Raw genomic sequence first — 20,303 nt, 5'->3', positions numbered from 1 at the left:
ATATGATTTCAATAATAATACCTACTTATAATAGAGCCACGTATATTTTAGAGACGCTACATTCTATCAAAAATCAGACTTATAAAGATTTTGAATGTATTATAATAGATGACGGTTCTACCGATAATACTAATGAAGTTATAAGTGATTTTCTTTCAACAGATTCTCGTTTTAAGTATTATCACAGGCCTGATTCTTTTTCAAAAGGAGCCAATGGATCGAGGAATTATGGTTTTTCTTTATCTACAGGAAGTCTTATTAAGTTTTTTGATAGCGATGATTTAATGCTACCAGAGCATCTTGAAAAAAGTATAAAATATATTGAAGAAGGTAATTATGACTTTGTAGTTGGTGATTCTATCAATTTTGACAAATCAGGATTATTAAGCAAACCTTATAACTTTGATAGAAAAACTGCTTCCATTAGTGCCATGTCCTTTACAAATTATAAGGTGGCTTGGATAACTAATGATTTGCTAGTTAAACGTCAGTACGCAGAGCAATGCCAGTTTGCTGAAGGGATTAGAGATCAGGGAAGTGAGCATCAATTTAATATACATATTTTATTATTAACTACAAATGGGTATTTAATAGATGAAATTTTGAGTCACCGAAGGATTCATGATGATGGATTTGTAGAAAAGGTACATAAGGATCTTTTATTTGTGGATATTATGAATGCTGAGTTGTATTATGTGACTGCATTAAATCTTAAAGATTTAGCTCCTAAAAAATTGATTTTATGGTTGTTAGATTATCATCTTTCTTTAAGTTTTAAACTAGCCAAGATGAAGACTTGGCCAGAGAACATAATAGGAGCTACTCGATTATTACTTAAATATAAAAGTCCTAAAGCTTTTTTGTACCCAGTTGCTATAGGTATTACTTACTTGACTGGTAAAGGGTATCAACTAATCAAGTTTATCCGCTCGTAATAGTAAAGGAGCATTTACGTGTAAAATAATTAATAATTTATATTTTAAATAATTTGAGACAGCAATCAACCGCAGATACTACTGTAATCATCCCTTGCTATAATGATGGACGTTATATTTCTCAAGCGATTAATTCTATCTTGAATCAAACTGTTCTACCAGAAAAAATAATTGTTGTTGATGATGGGTCAGCTCAAGAAACAAAGTATGTGTTGCAACAACTAGATCATCCTTTAATTGAAATCATATATCAAGAAAATCAAGGTGTGGCAAGCGCCAGAAATAATGGAATTAAAAAAGCTACAACTACTTATATTTTAACCCTTGATGCAGACGACGCTTTTGAACCTACTTTTATCGAGAAAGCGTTGATTGCTATTAATAGTAAACCGGATATAGTTGCTGTATGTTGTTACTATCAAAAATATAGAAACGGTCAACCTGTGGACGATGTAATAAAACCTTTAGGTGGTTCGTGTATTAATTTTTTAGTTAAAAATAACGGTCATGCATCTGCACTTTTTAAAAAAGTGCGTTGGTCAGAGATAAATGGTTATGATACAAATTTCAAAAATGGCTATGAGGATTGGGAATTTTGGATATCTATGTTGCGTAATGAATTTAAAATGTATGTCATACCTGAAGTATTATGGAGATATAGAATAAAAAGTATTTCCCGTGATCAAATAGCAATGGCAAAATATGATTTAGAGCTTAAAGAACAGATTTTCGACAAACATGAAGATTTGTATCTTAAGCATTTTAAGAAAGTATATTTAGAATTAATTTGGCGTCAGAAAGCGACTTTACAAACTGTATCAAATATTAAGAACAATAGGTCATATAAATTAGGAAATGCGCTTTTAGCACCCTTAAGATTTTTGAAAAGTTTATTAAAGTAATACAAATGGAAAACACCACACCATTGGTTTCAATAATAGTACCTTGTTATAAACAATCTCACTTGTTAGATGAAACATTAGATTCTGTTATGAATCAAATCTTTAGTAATTGGGAATGTATTATAGTTAATGATGGTAGTCCCGATAATACCGAAGAGGTAGCTAAAAGGTGGTGTGACAAAGATTCTCGTTTTAGTTATATATGGAAAAGTAATGCTGGGCTTCCTGCCGCTAGGAATACTGGGATTAAAGAAAGTCATGGAATTTATATACTGGTATTAGATTCTGATGATGTTTTGCATCAAGATTATTTACTTAAAACAGTTGCTGTTTTAGAAGAGAAAGATAAATTGGGGATTGTTTCATGTAACAGATATTTTTTTAGAGAAAAAAAAGAAAATATCATTTATGAACACAAGCCGTCAGGAAGTTCCTATAGGGATCTCATGTTTGAAAATATCTTAATGCCATCTTCTCTTTACAGAAAAAAGTGTTGGGAAGAAGTAGGTGGTTATGATGAGACTATGATTAAAGGTTTTGAGGATTGGGAGTTTTGGATTGCAGTTACAAAAAGAGGTTGGAAATTTGAAATTATAGATGAGTTTCTATTTTATTATCGTAAAGCAGAGCAATCTATGCTTATTGATACTTTAAAATATCATAGAATAGATCTTTTAGAGTTTGTTATGAATAAGCATCAAGAGATATACTTGGAACATTTTAATAACACTAAAACCTATTTATTTTTTCTAACTCGATTGTATAGGAATTCTGAAATTAAGTATAAGTATTCGTTAGAGTATAAATTAGGTAAGCTTATTATGAAACCCTTTAAACTGCTAGGGTTATTTAAAAGCAATACAAGAGCAGCATCATGATATCTGTAGTCATACGAACTAAAAACCAGGCTAATGCGCTTTCATTTCTTTTAAAGAATTTGAGAGTGCGTTATGCAGGTGATATCGATGAGGTAGTCGTGATCGATAATTTATCTACAGATCATACAGCAACGGTATGCGAGCAATTTGATGCGCGGTTAGTGACGATAGAAAATTTTTCTTACGGTAGTAGTGCCAACCTTGCGGCACAGGAAGCTTCTCATGATATCGTGGTTATCTTTAGTGCCCATTCTTATCCCGTAAGTCATGACTTTTTTAAGGTTATTGCACAACGATTTAAAGAGAAGCCAGGCCTAGCAGGTTTGAGGTGTTTGCATAGTACTAATGATTATAGAGCCTATATCAATGAAATACAAGCTAAGGATGATCCTAATCGAGCAGGATTGATTTTTTCAGGTTCCGCTTTCGCGAAAGCGGTATGGAAAGAACATCCCTTTAGAGATGATGTCGCTACCTTTGAAGATAAAGAATGGTCTAAAAGAGTGCTAGAAGCAGGTTATGACATTGAATTTGTACCAGCGATTTTTCATTATGAAATCAATAGGAATAAAAAGCAACTTTTTTTTAGATTTAAAAATGATGTCATCGGCAATTACCAATTGTGGCATGAAGAGGTCACTGTAAAAAGTGCCTTTAATGGGCTGATCGCAAGTTTGTGGAGAATTGTAAAAGGAGCATTTATAGACATGTATTATGCTTGTAAGCGATTTTTCTACATTATAAAGTTTTTAAATAACAAGCCCAAAAAGTTTTAAAGTTGACCGTTGAATATACAATCAAAAATTAAGTTGAATAGAAAGAAGGTATTGATATTGGGACCGATTTCTGACTTTGGAGGAAGGGAAGTAGAGGTACAGCTTATTTCTAAAGCTTTAATTGAAGAATATGACATCGATTTAATTTCTACTCTTCCATTTACTTATAAATCTGTTGCTTTATTATCATCAGCTAATTATTCTTGGAATTCTTTGCAAGGATTGCTATATAAAAATTCAATAATACTACGTATATCTAGTCTGCTCACAAAGTTCTTTAACAGAAGAAAAGAAGTTCCTGAAAGTTTTATAAATAACGTGTTGACTTATCAATTAGTTGATCTGGATAAAAAAATGAAAAGCTATCTAGAGCAAGCTATAGCCTCTTGTGATATTGTTTTGTTTTGTGGTGAGTTTACATCAAAATGGTTAATAGAGTCTTTTGAAATATGTCAAAAATATCATAAACCAATTCTAGTACGTACAACAGGTCAAATAAAAAAAATACCAGAGTCGTTATTTGAAAATTTGCACATTCAACACCATATATTAGTTCATTCTGTTGGTAATTTTAAACGCTTGAAGACTATGTCTAATTTTAATCAGTCGATAATAGATCAAACTTCTATCGTTGAACCTGCGCTTTTAACTATTCCTACAAAGTTAAATAACAAGACTATTTCTTATGGATATATAGGTCGGTTTGGTAAGGAAAAAGGGATTGAAGATTTACTAAAGTTTATGGATGGTTCCCATAGAAAACTTGTTATTGCTGGTAGCGGTCCTTTACATAAAGAGGTAGAATCTCATTGCAAGCAAAATGAAAATTTTACAAACTTAGGCGAACTTTCCTTAGAAGAATTACATCTATTTTTTAATAAAATAGACGTATTGATCATCTCATCATTTGAAGAAGCAGGACCCTTAGTAGGTATTGAGGCAATGGCGGCTGGTAAGTTGATTGTTTCCACCAGAGTTGGTGCTATGCCAGATCGATTAAAGGATGTTAGAAATAGTTTTTGGTTTGATATAAAGAAAGAACAATCGTTTCTAGATGTTCTAGAAAAAATTGAGGGTATGGATCGTAACACCTTGCATGAACTAAAAGAAGAAAATCGAAAACACTATATTAAAAAATACAGCTTTAACGTAATTGCTTCTCAGTATCAAGAGCAAATTAAAAACCTAATAAATTGAAAATCCTATTCGTTTCCATGAATAACCATCATTTTAAAAGATGGGCAGAGCAAGTTGCTAGCGATGGTATGGATTTGTATTGGTTTGATGTATTAGATCAAGGAACAGCTGCGTCCTTATCGTTTATGCATCAAATTACCGGTTGGAAAAAGGGATTTTTAAAAAAACGTGGTCGTACACTAGTTAAAAGCAAATTTCCTAAGTTGTATCACCAGCTGGTAAAACGATATGATGTGTCTGTTGCTAGTGCATTTGAAAAAGCGCTACAAGATATTCAACCAGATATTGTACATTGTTTTGAAATGAAACTATCTGGGCTTAAAATTCTTCCTGTCATGCAAAAGAATTCTTTACCATTGATCTATTCTTCTTGGGGAACAGACTTATATGATCTGGATGTTTTAGAAATACGCAAAGAGCAAGCTAGCACCTTCTTAACCAGAGTAGATTATCTTATTACCGATTGTCATCGAGATGCTGGAATAGCTAAGGACTTAGGTTTTCAAAATATACATTTAGGAGTTTTTCCTGGTAATGGTGGTCTTGAGATATCAGACAAACATCGAATGCTAGTAGACCAAAGAGACTACATTCTCATTAAAGGATACGAAAGTGCGATAGGTAAGGCACTATCTATAATTAAAGCGCTAGAATTAGTACCACAAGAACTACTAGAACCCTTTAAGATTTTTATTTACAGTGCCGATGAGGCTGTGATAGCCTATATGCTTCAAAGTAAGACTTTAACCAAGCTGGCTTATAAAATTGTACCGCGTGCCGAAAATGTGCCCAACAAAGAATTGTTAGCTTACATGGGGCGAGCTGCCATTCATATTGCTAATAGTAATTCTGACGGCATGCCTAACGCCTTATTAGAAGCTATGTCTATGGGTGCCTTTCCTATACAATCTAACCCAGGAAATGTCACAGAAGAGGTGATTACTCACGGTAAGAATGGTTTTTTAATTGAAGAGGTGAATGATCATGAAAAGATAGCGCAACTTATTACAGAAAGTCTTGGTAATACTTCATTGCGTATGGCCGCTCAAGAATATAACATTGACTTTATTGCTAAGAATTACAATCGTACTACCTTGCGCTCTCAAATAATAGAACTGTATCGACAGGTTAAAAGGGTTTAAGAATTTTATATGAAAATTTCATTTCTTATAGTCACACGCCACCGGCCTGAAGAATTAAGCTTCACTTTAAATAAATTAAAACAGCTTATTCAACCAGAAATCCATGAAGTTCTTGTTTTTATAGATGCTTGTCCTGAGACGGAGCGAATTGTTTCAGAATTTCCATGGGTAAAATGGTATACCTCTGGAGTACAGCTAGGAGCATCTCCTGCGAGAAATAAGCTGTATCCATATGCCGTAGGTGAAATCTGGATAGGGCTGGATGATGATGCACATCCATTGGGAACTGATTTTATAGATCAAGTGTTGTCTCGCTTTCGCGAAAGCGAAAAAACTGCCATCATCGCGTTTCAAGAAGTGCGAGGTATGTTTAACAATGATCAGATTGCTATAGAAACAGCTCGAGAAGGAAATGCATTTTACGCTAGTGAATTTGTAGGATGTGGATTTGCTATCAGAAAAGATATTTATCTACAAACGAATGGTTTTCCCATATGGATGGATATTTATGGAGAAGAAAGTGCCCTTTCACTAGAGGTTATAGATTTAGGATATGACATCATTTATGATTACTCTATTATGGTAAATCATCGTAAAGATGTTGTGAAAAGAACCCTAGAAAATAAAAATTACTATAGGTTTGAAAAGCAACTGGTAAATGTGGTTAAATTTTATCTAGTATATTATAAACAGCCCACGTATTTAATTTTCAGAGCAGTATTTCATAATTTTAAAAAGTATGCTATTACTGATTTCACTTACTTAAGGCGATTTCTAAAAGCTATATTTGCCTTAATTATTTCTTTGCCTGATACGTTATCCCATAGAAATCCAATGGATGATAGTTCCATTAAAAGATTCAGATCTCTGAAAGCTCCATTATATCAATAGAACATTAATAAATCTGTGCAAAGGTCTATATTTAATTAGGTTGTTGAATAGTTTACTTATTTTTGTAACCTAAATTTGTTTATGAAATCCATAGGATTTATCCCATTACGTGCCGGCTCCAAAGGTATTCCTGGTAAGAATAAAAAAAAGCTTTTAGGAAGACCTCTTTTTTGTTGGACGCTAGGTGAAGCCATCGCCTCAAAACTTGATGAGGTGTATATCTATACAGATGATCAAGATATTCTCGCATTCATAGAAAAAGAATACCACTGGACCGATAAGGTTCATGCGGTGAAAAGAAGTGACGCCAGCGCTACAGATACTGAAAGTACAGAAATGGCTATAATGGAATTTGTAAACAAGCACGAATCAAACTTTGATTTATTTTGCTTACTTCAAGCGACTTCACCTTTTACCACAGCTGTTGATATCAATAACTGTCTGGACGCTGTTGCAAATGGTAAGAACTATGACAGTGCCTTAACCGTAGTAAACTCTCATCGATTTACCTGGCATGCTGATGGTACTCCTAAAAACTATGATATTTTCAATAGACCTAGAAGACAGGATTTTGAAGGTTTGCTTATAGAAAATGGAGCTTGTTATGTAACTACTGATTCTGCTTTACGCGAAAGCAAGAATAGAATAAGCGGTAATATAGCAACAGTCCCTATGCCAGAAGACAGTCTTACCGAGATCGATTCTTTAACTGACTGGAAAATAGTTGAAGAATTACTAGCTGCTCGTTTAAAGTCAAAGAAACAAAGTGAAAAAATTACTCACTTTATTCTAGATGTAGACGGCGTTTTTACTGACGGCTGTATCTACTATGGAACTGAAGGTGAGTTGATGAAAAAATTTGACATGCGTGATGGAATGGGACTAGAAATTTTACGCCAGTATGGAGTAGAAGTGATGGTGATGACCTCAGAAGATTCGCAAATCGTTGCTAGCCGTATGAAAAAGTTAAAAATTGAAGATGTGTTTCTAGGTGTAAAAGATAAATACAGTTTACTCTCTAGAATAGTTACTGACAGGAACTTATCATTCTCCAACATTGCCTACATAGGTGATGATGTTAACGATATGGCAAATATTTGTGCTGCTGGCTGGTCGTTCACACCTGCAAATGCTACACAACCCATAAAAAATCATGCAGATGTTATCTTGCAAAATAATAGTGCCGAAGGAGCCATCCGTGAGGCTACAGAATTTATAATAAAATATAATGGCAGATACAAAGTATAGCGGTACCGACGAGAGTTATAGTTTATTGACCATTAAATTTAATGATAGAAGAATATTTGGACTGGATATTTTGCGATCATTGGCGATTCTTTTTGTTGTTATTGGTCATGGAGGATATCTATTGGAGTCAGAGTATTTTAAATATATTAACTTTTTTATTTTCGATGGTGTCTCTATTTTTTTTGTTTTAAGTGGTTTTTTAATTGGCGTTATATTAATTAAGATCTTAAATAATGATAACCTCTCCACCACACATCTAATGGACTTTTGGTTTAGAAGGTGGATGCGTACGCTTCCAAATTATTTTTTTGTGCTATTTATTTTATTAGCGCTGAATATGTTATTTACTCCCAGATTTGTGATGTCGGATAAAATATATTACATATTCTTTATTCAAAACTTCAGTTCAATTCACCCCAATTTTTTTCCCGAAGCTTGGAGTTTAAGTATAGAAGAATGGTTCTATCTACTAATTCCTACAATTTTGTTTATCAGTGTTTATTATTTGAGATTAAAGATTGGAATCTCGATAATTGTAACAGCAAGTTTGATAATCTTATTTTCTATCTATATGAGGTACATAAGATTTAATGCGGGATTAATTGATGATGAAGAGTCATGGAATTATCTTTTACGTAGTCAGGTGATTACAAGATTAGATAGCTTGCTATTTGGTGTGTTGGGTGCCTTCTTTTATTTATATCGTTTCAAATATTGGAATAAATATAAAGTTGCTTATTTTGGCGTTGGAATTGTTATTTTGATCATGAATAAATTCAATATCCAGCATTATCAACCCTACGGCTTTTATCAAAGCGTTGCACTTTTTTCAACTAATTCTTTTGCTACCTTGCTATTGCTACCTTTTTTGAACTCAGTAAAAACTGGTAAAGGTGTTTTTTATAAAATAATTACTTTGATAAGTTTGATCTCGTACTCTATGTATTTGACTAATCTATCTGTAGTTCAGTACTGGATTCTTGAATCTATTGATTGGGAACTATTAATTTCAAATAGCTATCTTTTAATTGTTTTAAAGTATTTTGCTTATTGGTCATTTACCTTAGGAATATCAATTTTAATGTATAAGTTTATAGAATTACCTTTCTTGAGATTGAGAGATAAAATAATGATTATATGAGTAAATATAAAGCGCCCTATGTTATCGCAGAGATAGGTGGTAATCACAAAGGCGATATGGAGATTGCTAAAGAACTAATTAAAGTAGCGGCTATTTTCTGTAAAGTAGATGCTGTAAAGTTTCAAAAACGTCATAATATTGAGTTATTGACTAAAGAGCAATACGAGGCACCACATCCTAATCCGGTAAACTCATATGGAGATACGTATGGAGCGCACAGAGAATTCTTAGAATTTGATGTACACCAGCATGCAGAATTAAAGGCCTATTGTGAAGAAGTAGGTATCACTTACTCTACCAGCGTTTGGGATCTAACTAGTGCCAAAGAAATAGCAGGTCTAAACCCTGAATTTATTAAAATACCAAGTGCTTGTAATAACCATTATGAGATGCTGGGCTGGTTATGTGAAAATTATAGTGGCGAGATTCACTGTTCTACAGGAATGACGACTAAGGATGAGGTAGAAGAACTCGTAGCGTTTTTTGAAAAGCATCATCGTGCAAAAGATCTTGTACTGTACAACTGTACATCAGGTTATCCAGTGCCATTTCCCGATGTGTGTTTGCTAGACATTACCACCATGATTCAAAAATATGGTGATCGAGTAAAAACAATTGGATTCTCTGGACACCATTTAGGAATTGCTGTAGATGTTGCTGCATATACACTAGGCGCAAATGTGGTAGAGCGTCATTATACACTAGATCGTACCTGGAAAGGAACCGATCACAGTGCCTCATTAGAACCAGCCGGAATGAGAAAACTAGCTCGTGATTTAAAAGCGGTACATCAAGCACTAGACTATAAGGCTACAGATATTTTACCTATTGAGCAAGTGCAACGTGATAAGTTGAAGTATAGGAAGTAGTCGGTGAATCTTTGAGTTGGTGAGCTGTGAGTTCTAAATAATTTTTATTTTAAAACTTAAACTGTACTGTCAATTCGAGCAATTCGATGTACTCCGTATAGCCCTATTGAGAACGATTTAATGTTTCAACAGTTTTCTGATTTAAACTCTACTTCGACAAGCTCAGTATGACAATTTTATAAGATATTTGCTTGTATGGTTAAAAATATCAAATCCAAAGTATTCATCCTCTTCCCAGATGGTGTAGGGCTGCGTAATTTTGCATTCACTCAATTTAAGGAAATCGGTGAGCGGCAAGGCTTTGATATCACCTACTGGAACAACACGGTTTTCTCCTTAGAGAAGGAATTGGGTTATCCAGAATTAAAAATTGAAAGTACGAGGATACATCCTAAAACACCGGTAATCAATCATGCTCGTAAAAGAGTGGAGTTATCGCTTTCGCGAAAGCGGACTAATGATACAGTTTATCCTACTTATAGGTTTCCATTGAAGTGGAATAGTTTAAAGAATATAGCCAAAAGTTCTTTCGTAAAGTTTCATGAAACCTTTAGCGCTACACCAAAAGGCTGGCAAGGTTTGATGGATCAAATGAATGCTGCAGAGCGTTCCACACAACGGTATCAAGAAGTAAAGGCTCAATTAGAGCAACATAAGCCTGACCTTGTTTTTTGTACCACTCAGAGAGCGACACAGGCTATTGCACCTATACTTGCGGCTAAAGATTTGGGAATAAAAACCGCTTGCTGGATTTACAGCTGGGATAACCTGCCTAAAGGAATGACCACCATTGAAACGGACTACTACTTTGTCTGGTCTGAATTGATGAAATCGCAGCTGCTGGAGTATTACCCTAAAACCAGAGAAGAACAAATTTTTGTTACTGGGACGCCTCAATTTGAACCTCATTATGATGCTTCTATATTGCTCACACGGAAGCATTACTGTGAACAGCATGGTCTAGACGAGGATAAGGATTATATCTGTTTTTCTGGAGACGACACGACTACTTCACCATTAGATCATTTGTACCTTAAAGACACTGCTGAGGCTGTTCAAAAATTAAACGATCGTGGATATAACATAGGTATCCTATTCCGTCCCGTTCCCGTAGATCATTCTGATAGGTATCGAGATGTTTTGGATCAATATGATGACATCATTACTACGATTAAACCCTTATGGAAACCTATGGGCGAGCAGTGGAACCAAGTGATGCCTACTAAGGAAGATTTTGCATTACTAGTAAATACGTGCCACCACTGTGAACTGGTGGTTAATATATGTTCCAGTATGGTTTTTGATTTTGTGGCGCACGATAAACCTACTATTTATCCAAATTATGAGCAGCCCGAACTTAAAAAAGGGATACGAGATATAGGGCAAAATTATAAGTATGTTCATTTTAGAACAATGCCCGCTGATGCTGTGGTTTGGGCACACAAAAAGGAAGATATTTGTACAGGTATTCAACAGCTTTTAGAAAAAGTAGTTGATCCCGTACCAGTTTGCAAATCGTGGTATGGCATTATAAACAAACCAGAATCACCTGAAAAAGCTAGTGAGCGTATTTGGGAAGGGATTCAAAAAATTCAATAGAATGCTATTTAATTCTATTGAATTTCTTCTATTTCTACCAGTATGTTTTATAATATACTGGTTTGTAGTGCAAAGAAATCTTAAATTACAGAATGCCTTTATTCTTTTGGCTAGCTATTTTTTTTATGGATGGTGGGATTATCGATTTCTGGCATTAATCGCCTTTAGTACTGTAGTAGATTATTCTATTGCCATAGTAATGGGTAAGACACAATCTGCAAACAGAAAGAAACTACTATTGCTTACTTCACTTGCTATCAATTTAGGGTTGCTAGGATTTTTTAAATACTACGGATTCTTTATTGATTCTTGGGTAGATGCATTTAGTGCTTTAGGTATAGAAATGCATAAAAGTACTCTTAATATTATATTACCAGTAGGTATTTCATTTTACACCTTTCAAACGCTTAGTTACACTATAGACGTTTATAGAAAAAAGCTAGAACCCTCTAAAAACTTTATCAATTTTGCAGCTTATGTTGCGTTTTTTCCACAATTGGTGGCAGGTCCGATAGAACGTGCTACTAATTTATTACCTCAGTTTTCTAAGAAAAGAGTGTTTAAAGAAGAGCTAGCTATTTCAGGTATTCATTTGATTATTTGGGGACTTTTTCAAAAAGTAGTGATTGCTGATAGCTGTGCACCTTACGTAAACAGCATATTTGATAATTATGAGAACATGAACAGTTTGAGTCTCATACTAGGAGCGGTTTATTTTGCTTTTCAGATTTATGGAGATTTTGCTGGTTATTCAAATATAGCGATAGGTACAGCAAGGTTGCTAGGATTTGACTTGATGCGTAACTTTAATTACCCTTATTTCTCTAGAGATATGGCCGAGTTCTGGAGACGCTGGCATATTTCATTGTCTACTTGGTTTAGAGATTATTTATACATACCGCTGGGTGGTTCCAGAGGAAGTAAATGGTTGCAATTAAGAAATGTGATGATTATTTTTCTAGTCAGCGGTTTTTGGCATGGTGCAAATTGGACCTTTGTATTTTGGGGCTTTTTACATGCTTTATTTTTTGTTCCAGTTTTATTATTAAATAGAAATAGGAATCATTTAAATCAAGTAAGTGAGAACCGAATTTTACCTAGCTTGAAAGAATTAGCTCAAATGTTAGTAACCTTTTTGCTAGCATGTGTGGCATGGGTGTTTTTTAGAGCCTCAACTATTAGAGAGGCTTTTGATTACTTGAAACGTACATTTGCTACATCTGGCTTTGATATTCAATATTTAAATATTGAACGTTATAGTATCGAAATGCTTTTGATATTATTTGTATTTATCACCTATGAATGGTTCCATAGAGATAAAGAACACCCATTTTATGGAAAATGGAAATGGCTAAAAATTGCTAGTATTATACTTATGTTGCTTACTTTAGGTGTTTATTCAAATCATCAAGATTTTATATACTTCCAGTTTTAGATGAGTAACTTCTTAAAACATATCATAGCTGTTATTATCATTACGATTGCTAGTGCTTACTTGCTGGAATCTGTTTATACATATGCATTTACTACTGGATTTTCTAGGAATAAAACGCAGTATGTGGTGCAATTAAAAGATACGCACATTGATTATGTTTTTTTAGGCAGTTCTCGAGTTGAAAATCACATAGACTGTGAACTGGTTACTCAATTAACAGGTAAAAGCTGTATTAACTTAGGGCTTCAGGGCAGCAAAACAAATGATTCTGCCGCTTTATTACAGATATTGAAAGACAATAACGTTACCTATGATCAGGTTCTTTTTCAATTAGATTATGCAGTGAACTTTGATTCTTACGCGCCTGCCTTTATTTCTTCTATAGCGCCCTATCAAAATACAAAAATGATAAGTAAAGATTTAAAGAACCAATTAGAAATGCCATCTATTCATCTTCCATTTGTGCGCTATGCAGCTAACGATAAAATGATAGGATTAAGAGAAGTGGTTTTACAGCTTATTCAAAAACCTTCAAAAGTTAATTTTACTAACGGATTTCTAGGTATAGACCGTATAGGAACTGCCATGAAAGGAACTTTACCTCAAACCGTTACTACAACTAATAGAGGTGTTCAAATAATGAAAGAAGTAGCACCTACATCTCTCTTGTTTTACACAGCTCCTTATTGTAAAAGTGCTTCTAATAGGGATGTTTTTATGAAGGAATTACAAAAGATTTACCCAGAAGTTATTAGTTATATAGACCTATTTGATTCCACAGAATCTTATTTTGCAGATTGCGGTCATCTAAATAGAGAAGGAGCAACTGCTTTTACTAAACAACTTACAGCAGATTTATTATTACATCAATCTAAGAACTAATGCACATTGCTTATATCACACCAGAGTATCCACATGAATTGACACGTGCTAGTGGTGGAATGGGGACCAGTATTAAAAACTTAGTTCATGCGATTGTTAACACGGGACATCAAGTAACACTATTTATTTACGGACAAGAAATAAGCCAGGTGTTTGAAGAAAATGGTATTGTTTTTCATCTCATAAAAAAACAAAGTTATCCTTTCCTTGGTTTTTACCGTCATCGCAAATTTATTCAGAATTATATCAACACTCACGCAGTAGCTGTAGATATTCTAGAAGCTCCAGATTGGACTGGAATTACTGCTTTTATGTACCTGAAAAAGCCTCTTGTTATAAGGTTTCATGGAAGTGATACCTATTTCTGTCATCTAGAGAAGAGAACACAGAAGTTTAAAAATAAATGGTTTGAAAAACTAGGCGTTCAAAAAGCAACAGCTTTTATAGCACCTACTACTTATGCTGGTGAAAAAAGCATGGAGCTGTTTCATCTACCTAAAGAAAGGCTATCAATCATTCCATATGGTATTGCGCTAGAAAATTTTGAAAATGACCAGCCAGAAACTTTTGAAACTTATAGAGTCCTTAATATAGGAACATTGATTCGAAAGAAAGGCGTATTCCAGCTTATTGAAATGTTCAACAGGCTGATTGAAATAGAACCTAAAAGCACACTTATTTTTATAGGTGCTGATAGTGGTGACATTCAAACTGGATCAAATTCTACATGGGAATTGATGCAAAATCAAATGACTGAAAAAGCCGCATCTCGAATTACCTACTTGGGTAAAATCCCTTATGAATTAGTTCAAGAACAAATAAAAAGAGCACATGTTTGTGTTTTCCCATCGTTTGCTGAAACCCTAGGAATGGTCACCATTGAATCTATGGCACTACAAAAAGCCGTTGTTAACACCAGTATAGGTTGGGCAAAAGATATAATAGATCATGGTGTTGATGGATTTATGCATCATCCAGATGATGTAGATGCCTATGTAGAAACTATTAAGGAGTTGTTTGACAATAAGCAGTTGGTCCGTTCCATAGGTAAAGCTGGCAGAATGAAAACTGCAGAAAAATTTGATATTTATAAGACCGTACATCAAAATATCGAATTTTATAAACGTATCTGTTCCTTATGATAACTCTTGTTTATCATAACGGTATTGCTATTACTGAGCATTATAGTGGGTTGCCTATTGTTAAGGCTATCTATAAATGTGCTCAAGAGCATCCTGATGATTATCTTTTGATTTATGAAAAAGATACAGATATTGAATCATTTCAAGCACAATTACCAGAATTGAATCACCGTGCTTATTTTATCTCTAATTATAATTCTGTCAGTGAAGACCTAGGATACGTAGAAGATGGACCATTTATTAAAATAAATAAAAATGTTATTTATCCCACGTGGTTAAAAAGTACTGCGATCGTTTGTATTCATTCACAGCTTGTAATTATGACTGAGGACTCGCATTCATCAGAGTCTAATTATTTGTATTGGGTTAATTCCATTGGTAAAACATCGTTATCATTAGGAGTTTTAAATTACCAAATACCTTTTATAGAAGAAAACCAGTGTTTTAATGATAAACAGCTATATAAATTTGTAAGACAGCATTATAAAACTCGATGGCTTTTTATTTTACTACTATGTCATCTATGGTATGAGAAACGTTTTCCTTTATTGGCTTTCATGAATTCCTTTTTTCACTCTGCTATTTTTATTAAGGCAAATGTAAGTAGCTTACAAAATCATGAAATTGAAAAAATAAACGATGATTTTATTTATGATGTAGTGATTCCTACAATGGGTAGATCTAGTTATTTAAAAGATGTTTTAATAGATCTTAATAACCAGACAATGTTACCCAATACGGTAATTATTATTGAGCAAAACGCAGATAGCCTTGCCACTAGCGAGCTTGATTTTATACAAAATGAACAATGGAATTTTAACATTCAACATGAATTTACCCATATCACTGGAGCTTGTCGTGCTCGTAATAGAGCCATAAGTTTGAGCAAATCAAAGTGGATTTTGTTATTTGATGATGATGTTAGAGTTGGCGAAGGCTTTTCAAATCAGATATTTGAGTTTATTCTACATACAAGAGTCAAATGTTTGACCGTTTCTTGTTTACAAAAAGGGGAAAAAGAAAAAAATCATACATTTTTACAATGGCCAGCTTTCGGTTCTGGATGTTCTATAGTTCATAGAGAGGTCATAGAGAAATGCAAATTTGATATGGCTTTAGAACATGGATATGGAGAAGATGTAGATTATGGTATGCAAATACGCAATGCAGGATATGACGTGATTTATGTGCCACATATCAACATGCTTCACCTAAAAGCGCCCGTAGGAGGTTTTAGAAAGCCACATTTTTTTCCATGGCAGGAAGACGCTATTCAGCCCAAGCCTTCACCACAAATTATGTATCATCGTAAGAAGAATTACACAGCTAAACAATTGCTAGGTTACAAATTGACTTTATTTATTAAGTTTTATAAGGATTACTCTATTAAAAATCCGCTGTCGTATTATAAGTATTTCAAAAAGGCATGGAGTAAAAGCATGTATTGGTCTCAAAAATTAGCGAAGGATGCAGAAGTATAAACTAAGCCTAATCATTTGCACTTATATGCGACCTAAACCTTTGACCAGGTTGCTAGAATCTGTGATGATTCAATCTAAAGTGCCAGATGAAATCTTGATTATTGATGGTTCTACAAATGATGATACGGGATCTCGCTTTCGCGAAAGCGGAAACTCTATCATCAAATATCACAAAGTGCCACCAGAACAACGCGGCCTGACCAAGCAGCGTAATTATGGAATAGTACGAGTACAAGAAGATATGGATATCGTAGCTTTCTTAGATGATGACACGATTCTTCACACCAATTATTTTGAGAACCTGATGGACACCTATACTCAATATCCTAAGGCATTAGGTGTAGGCGGCTATATAACTAACGAAGTTTCCTGGGAACCATCCTCTCAAGAAAATGCAGCAGACCTGAATCACTTTTATTATGATGGCTACCGTCGTAAAGAAAGTAGTCGTTATAAACTAAGAAGAAAACTTGGTCTTGCTCAAGAAACGCCACCAGCGGTGTATCCCGAATTTGGACATGGCAGGTCCATAGGTTTTTTGCCACCATCTGGTAAAATATATAAAGTGGATCAATTAATGGGTGGTGTTTCTAGTTTTCCTCTGTCAGTTTTAAAAGAGCATAGATTCTCAGAATATTTTGAAGGTTACGGTCTTTATGAAGATGCCGATTTTACTTTGCGATTATCTCGTATAGGAGATTTATATGTGAATACAATGGCGCAATTAGAGCACCATCACGATGCCTCTGGTAGGCCTAATAAATATTCTTATGGTAAAATGGTAGTGCGCAATGGCTGGTATGTATGGCGAGTCAAACATCCTGAGCCATCATTTAAAAGTAAGCTTAAATGGTATCAAATCACTATTTTGCTAATTGCTATAAGAATTCTCAATATCTTTACCACTAGCGAGCATAAAGAAGCATTTACTGAGAGTTTAGGTAGGATTGCAGGATGTTTGAGTTTAATTGTAAGCAGTCCTAAATTTGATAGGACATAATTTTTATGATGATTAAAAAGATACTTGATTTTCCTTCTAAAATATTTGAACATAGCAGTATACTGGGTTGGTCAGGATTCCAGTTGCTTTTTAAGAGAGGTCTGAGGTCAAAAAAGCTAATAAGAGTCAAGCCGAAAGGTTATCATAATGCAGTTTTTTTAAGACCAAAAACTACTGACATAACGGTCTTTTATCAGGTTTTCTTGGCACAAAGCTATCAAATAAATATTCCTCTTAATCCTAAGATAATTATAGATTGTGGTGCAAATGTAGGCTTGTCTTCTGTGTATTTTGCTAATAGATTTCCTGAAGCACAAGTTGTGGCAGTAGAGCCAGAATCTGATAACTTCAATGTTTTAATAAAAAATATTTCTTCATATAAAAACATTATTCCGATTAACAAAGGTATCTGGAGTCATGAAACAAATTTGAAGATCTCTAATGATCAACTCGGTTCTTGGGGTTTTACCATTGAAGAATCTGATAAGCCAGAAAAAAACACTATTCAAGCCACTTCTTTAAAAACTATTATGGATGCTTGTACAGTGAATTCAATTGATATTCTCAAAATTGATATAGAAGGGTCTGAAAAGGAATTATTTGAAAAAAATGTCGATTTATGGTTACCTTATGTAAAGATATTGATTATCGAACTACATGATGGATTGAAAGCTGGTTCATCAAAATCGGTTATGAAGGCTGTATCAAAATATGATTTTTATCATATTAGAAATAATGAGAACTTGATTTTTTATTTTAACTAGGCCTCATAATAAATAATACGGTAACATTTCCTTTTATGAAATTAGAACTATCTGTTTGGACTCATCATTTAAACCATTTACTGTATTCTTATCACTATTACTGTATAGCAAATAATATAAAATTAAATGTGTTTTTCAATAAATCTATTATGCATAATGGAGCATTGTTGCATGTAGATTCTAAAACCATATTTTTCGATTATAGTGACGACGTAATTTTTTTAGAAAATCCAAGCAAATACAATTTCTATTTTAAAAGATCCTTGAGTATTTATACAGAAATAGAAAATGTTTATCCATTAAATTTTAATATCCCGTTAAGCTATAAAACCATAAGTTTATTACAAAAGCTACAAAAAGAATTTCTATTTCATAAGCATAATAAAGTTGAATTTTACCGAGCTCTAGATGTATTTCACTTAAAATCAAATTCTGCCCACTCGTTGCTAGATGTAAGAAAATTAAGTGAAGATGTTTCTAGAGGAAATGGTGAAGCACTTTATTACACCAGACTCTGGAATCCTAATTCCACTAATGATCCTAAAGAAAAAGAGCGCCGTATCATTCAAAATGAATTTAGGATAAATGCTTGTAGGATTATAAAAAAGACATTTAAAAGTGCTAAAACTGGCCTATATCCAGACTCTTTTTCTGTAAAATGTGCAGCCGATGTTGTTTTAGATCTTAAATCTTGTAAAAAGAGTAATTACTTAAAAACTCTCAAACAATTTAGTATAGGTATTGCAGACGATGGATTGAAGGACACTCCAGGATGGAAAATTGGTGAATATGTATTGCATGGAAAAGCGGTAATTTCAACACCGATTCAAGTGCAGATTGATCAATTTGAAAACGGTAAGAACTATTTAGAACTTTCTGATAGATCTGCTTACTTAGAGTTGCCAGATAGAATACGAGAATTACAACGAGATGATGCTTATTTACAAATGGCAAAGGCTAATCTGGACTGGAGTAAACAATATCTACATCCTAAAAACTATTTCATTAGGATTTTAGAAATTATAAAAAACTAAATACGAATCGAATCTTGAAATTTCTTGTAATCACAGACGCACATTTGATCCAGCAGGATGGCAAGAAGGTAGCCTATGCTCCATATGTAAAGGAGATGGACCTTTGGATGCGTCATGTTGATGAGGTTACTTTTATTTGCCCAGATACTATTAAGGGAACACTATTAGCTCAGGCTTTTCAGAGACAAGATTTTAAACAGATCGGATTACGACGACTAGAATTTCATACGTTCTGGATTGCATTGATTTCTATATTGACGGTTCCTTATCAGTTTTTTGTTTTGTGTTTCGCTTTCGCAAAAGCGGATCACATACACTTAAGATGTCCTGGTAACCTAGCCTTGCTGGCTAGTATCGCACAAATCTTATTTCCTTCCAAAAAGAAAACAGCCAAGTATGCTGGTAATTTTGACCCTAATGCTGCACAACCTATCGCCTACAGGTGGCAAAAAAGAATTCTTTCCAATACATTTTTGACTAAAAATATAGACATACTTGCCTATGGAAAATGGCCAGATCAATCTGAAAATGTTATGTCCTTTTTTACAGCTACCTACAGAAGAAATCAAATAACCGCTCTTTCCATAAGAGACTGGAATGGACCTTTTAAGTCGGTATTTGTAGGAGCTATGGGAGCTAATAAACGACCGTTAGAAATACTTGAGATTATTAAATCACTTACTAAAGATGGTATAGATATTTCTATTGATTATTATGGTGATGGACCGTTAAAAAATGAGATGGCCGTGAAGATTGATGAGTACAACTTGCATGATAAGGTTAGGTTACACGGCAATGTCGATAATAGCATAGTTACAGAAGCTTATAAAAATGCTCATTTCTCTTTTTTGCTTTCTAAGAGTGAAGGCTGGCCCAAGGCCGTTGCCGAAGCTATGTTCTGGGGTTGTGTGCCTGTGGCAAGTGCAGTAAGCTGTGTGCCATGGATGTTGGGTTGTACAAATAAACAGCTGCAGCGGGAAGAGGCTG

Annotated in this window: 19 protein-coding genes; all 19 read left to right on the top strand. The window is 34.0% G+C overall.

Translation table 11 applies throughout. The features are described from left to right. Positions 1 to 2: 2 nt before the first annotated feature. Entirely contained in the window at positions 3 to 935 is a 933-nt protein-coding gene (locus A9Q93_RS03485) for a glycosyltransferase family 2 protein (protein WP_303685991.1), read from the top strand. 53 nt (positions 936 to 988) lie between these two features. Then, on the top strand, positions 989 to 1,837 hold the full coding sequence (locus tag A9Q93_RS03480; RefSeq protein ID WP_303685990.1) for a glycosyltransferase family A protein: 849 nt from the start codon (positions 989 to 991) through the stop codon (positions 1,835 to 1,837). A gap of 5 nt (positions 1,838 to 1,842) precedes the next feature. Next, positions 1,843 to 2,715 (top strand): glycosyltransferase family A protein, encoded by an 873-nt coding sequence (locus A9Q93_RS03475; RefSeq protein WP_303685989.1) that lies wholly within the window; start codon positions 1,843 to 1,845, stop codon positions 2,713 to 2,715. Beyond that, the gene (locus A9Q93_RS03470) at positions 2,712 to 3,491 is read left to right on the top strand and encodes a glycosyltransferase family 2 protein (protein ID WP_303685988.1); all 780 of its coding nucleotides are present in this window, start codon (positions 2,712 to 2,714) and stop codon (positions 3,489 to 3,491) included. The genes A9Q93_RS03475 and A9Q93_RS03470 overlap by 4 nt, the downstream gene beginning before the upstream one ends. 9 nt (positions 3,492 to 3,500) lie before the next feature. After that, positions 3,501 to 4,688, top strand: a complete 1,188-nt coding sequence (locus tag A9Q93_RS03465; protein WP_303685987.1) for a glycosyltransferase family 4 protein — start codon at positions 3,501 to 3,503, stop codon at positions 4,686 to 4,688. Further along, complete coding sequence (locus A9Q93_RS03460) at positions 4,685 to 5,830, top strand: glycosyltransferase (protein WP_303685986.1); 1,146 nt, start codon at positions 4,685 to 4,687, stop codon at positions 5,828 to 5,830. Before A9Q93_RS03465 ends, A9Q93_RS03460 begins: the two co-directional genes overlap by 4 nt. Before the next feature lie 9 nt (positions 5,831 to 5,839). Further along, positions 5,840 to 6,721, top strand: coding sequence for a glycosyltransferase family 2 protein (locus tag A9Q93_RS03455; RefSeq protein ID WP_303685985.1), 882 nt, complete (start codon positions 5,840 to 5,842; stop codon positions 6,719 to 6,721). Between the two features lie 81 nt (positions 6,722 to 6,802). Next, positions 6,803 to 7,969, top strand: coding sequence for an acylneuraminate cytidylyltransferase (locus tag A9Q93_RS03450; protein WP_303685984.1), 1,167 nt, complete (start codon positions 6,803 to 6,805; stop codon positions 7,967 to 7,969). Beyond that, positions 7,950 to 9,110, top strand: coding sequence for an acyltransferase (locus A9Q93_RS03445; protein ID WP_303685983.1), 1,161 nt, complete (start codon positions 7,950 to 7,952; stop codon positions 9,108 to 9,110). The genes A9Q93_RS03450 and A9Q93_RS03445 overlap by 20 nt, the downstream gene beginning before the upstream one ends. Beyond that, positions 9,107 to 9,979, top strand: coding sequence for an N-acetylneuraminate synthase family protein (locus A9Q93_RS03440; protein ID WP_303685982.1), 873 nt, complete (start codon positions 9,107 to 9,109; stop codon positions 9,977 to 9,979). Before A9Q93_RS03445 ends, A9Q93_RS03440 begins: the two co-directional genes overlap by 4 nt. A gap of 195 nt (positions 9,980 to 10,174) precedes the next feature. Then, positions 10,175 to 11,578, top strand: coding sequence for a UDP-glycosyltransferase (locus A9Q93_RS03435; protein ID WP_303685981.1), 1,404 nt, complete (start codon positions 10,175 to 10,177; stop codon positions 11,576 to 11,578). A gap of 1 nt (position 11,579) precedes the next feature. Further along, entirely contained in the window at positions 11,580 to 13,013 is a 1,434-nt protein-coding gene (locus A9Q93_RS03430; RefSeq protein WP_303685980.1) for an MBOAT family protein, read from the top strand. Next, on the top strand, positions 13,014 to 13,895 hold the full coding sequence (locus A9Q93_RS03425; protein WP_303685979.1) for a hypothetical protein: 882 nt from the start codon (positions 13,014 to 13,016) through the stop codon (positions 13,893 to 13,895). It abuts the gene before it with no gap. Then, on the top strand, positions 13,895 to 15,037 hold the full coding sequence (locus A9Q93_RS03420) for a glycosyltransferase family 4 protein (RefSeq protein ID WP_303685978.1): 1,143 nt from the start codon (positions 13,895 to 13,897) through the stop codon (positions 15,035 to 15,037). The genes A9Q93_RS03425 and A9Q93_RS03420 overlap by 1 nt, the downstream gene beginning before the upstream one ends. Next, entirely contained in the window at positions 15,034 to 16,518 is a 1,485-nt protein-coding gene (locus A9Q93_RS03415) for a glycosyltransferase family 2 protein (RefSeq protein WP_303685977.1), read from the top strand. The genes A9Q93_RS03420 and A9Q93_RS03415 overlap by 4 nt, the downstream gene beginning before the upstream one ends. Next, a complete protein-coding gene (locus A9Q93_RS03410) occupies positions 16,505 to 17,518 on the top strand; it encodes a glycosyltransferase family 2 protein (protein WP_303685976.1) in 1,014 nt (337 codons plus the stop codon). Before A9Q93_RS03415 ends, A9Q93_RS03410 begins: the two co-directional genes overlap by 14 nt. 5 nt (positions 17,519 to 17,523) lie before the next feature. Further along, positions 17,524 to 18,282 (top strand): FkbM family methyltransferase, encoded by a 759-nt coding sequence (locus A9Q93_RS03405; RefSeq protein WP_303685975.1) that lies wholly within the window; start codon positions 17,524 to 17,526, stop codon positions 18,280 to 18,282. A gap of 35 nt (positions 18,283 to 18,317) precedes the next feature. After that, the gene (locus tag A9Q93_RS03400; protein WP_303685974.1) at positions 18,318 to 19,316 is read left to right on the top strand and encodes a hypothetical protein; all 999 of its coding nucleotides are present in this window, start codon (positions 18,318 to 18,320) and stop codon (positions 19,314 to 19,316) included. Positions 19,317 to 19,330: 14 nt separating this feature from the next. Beyond that, positions 19,331 to 20,303, top strand: a 973-nt coding sequence (locus A9Q93_RS03395) for a glycosyltransferase (protein ID WP_303685973.1), incomplete at its 3' end; no start/stop codon positions are given.

The organism is Nonlabens dokdonensis (genome assembly GCF_002162835.1).
GTDB classification, from domain to species: Bacteria; Bacteroidota; Bacteroidia; order Flavobacteriales; family Flavobacteriaceae; genus Nonlabens; species Nonlabens dokdonensis_B.
The sequence above is the reverse complement of the archived record's forward strand: the minus strand, read 5'-3'. Positions and strand labels throughout refer to the sequence as shown.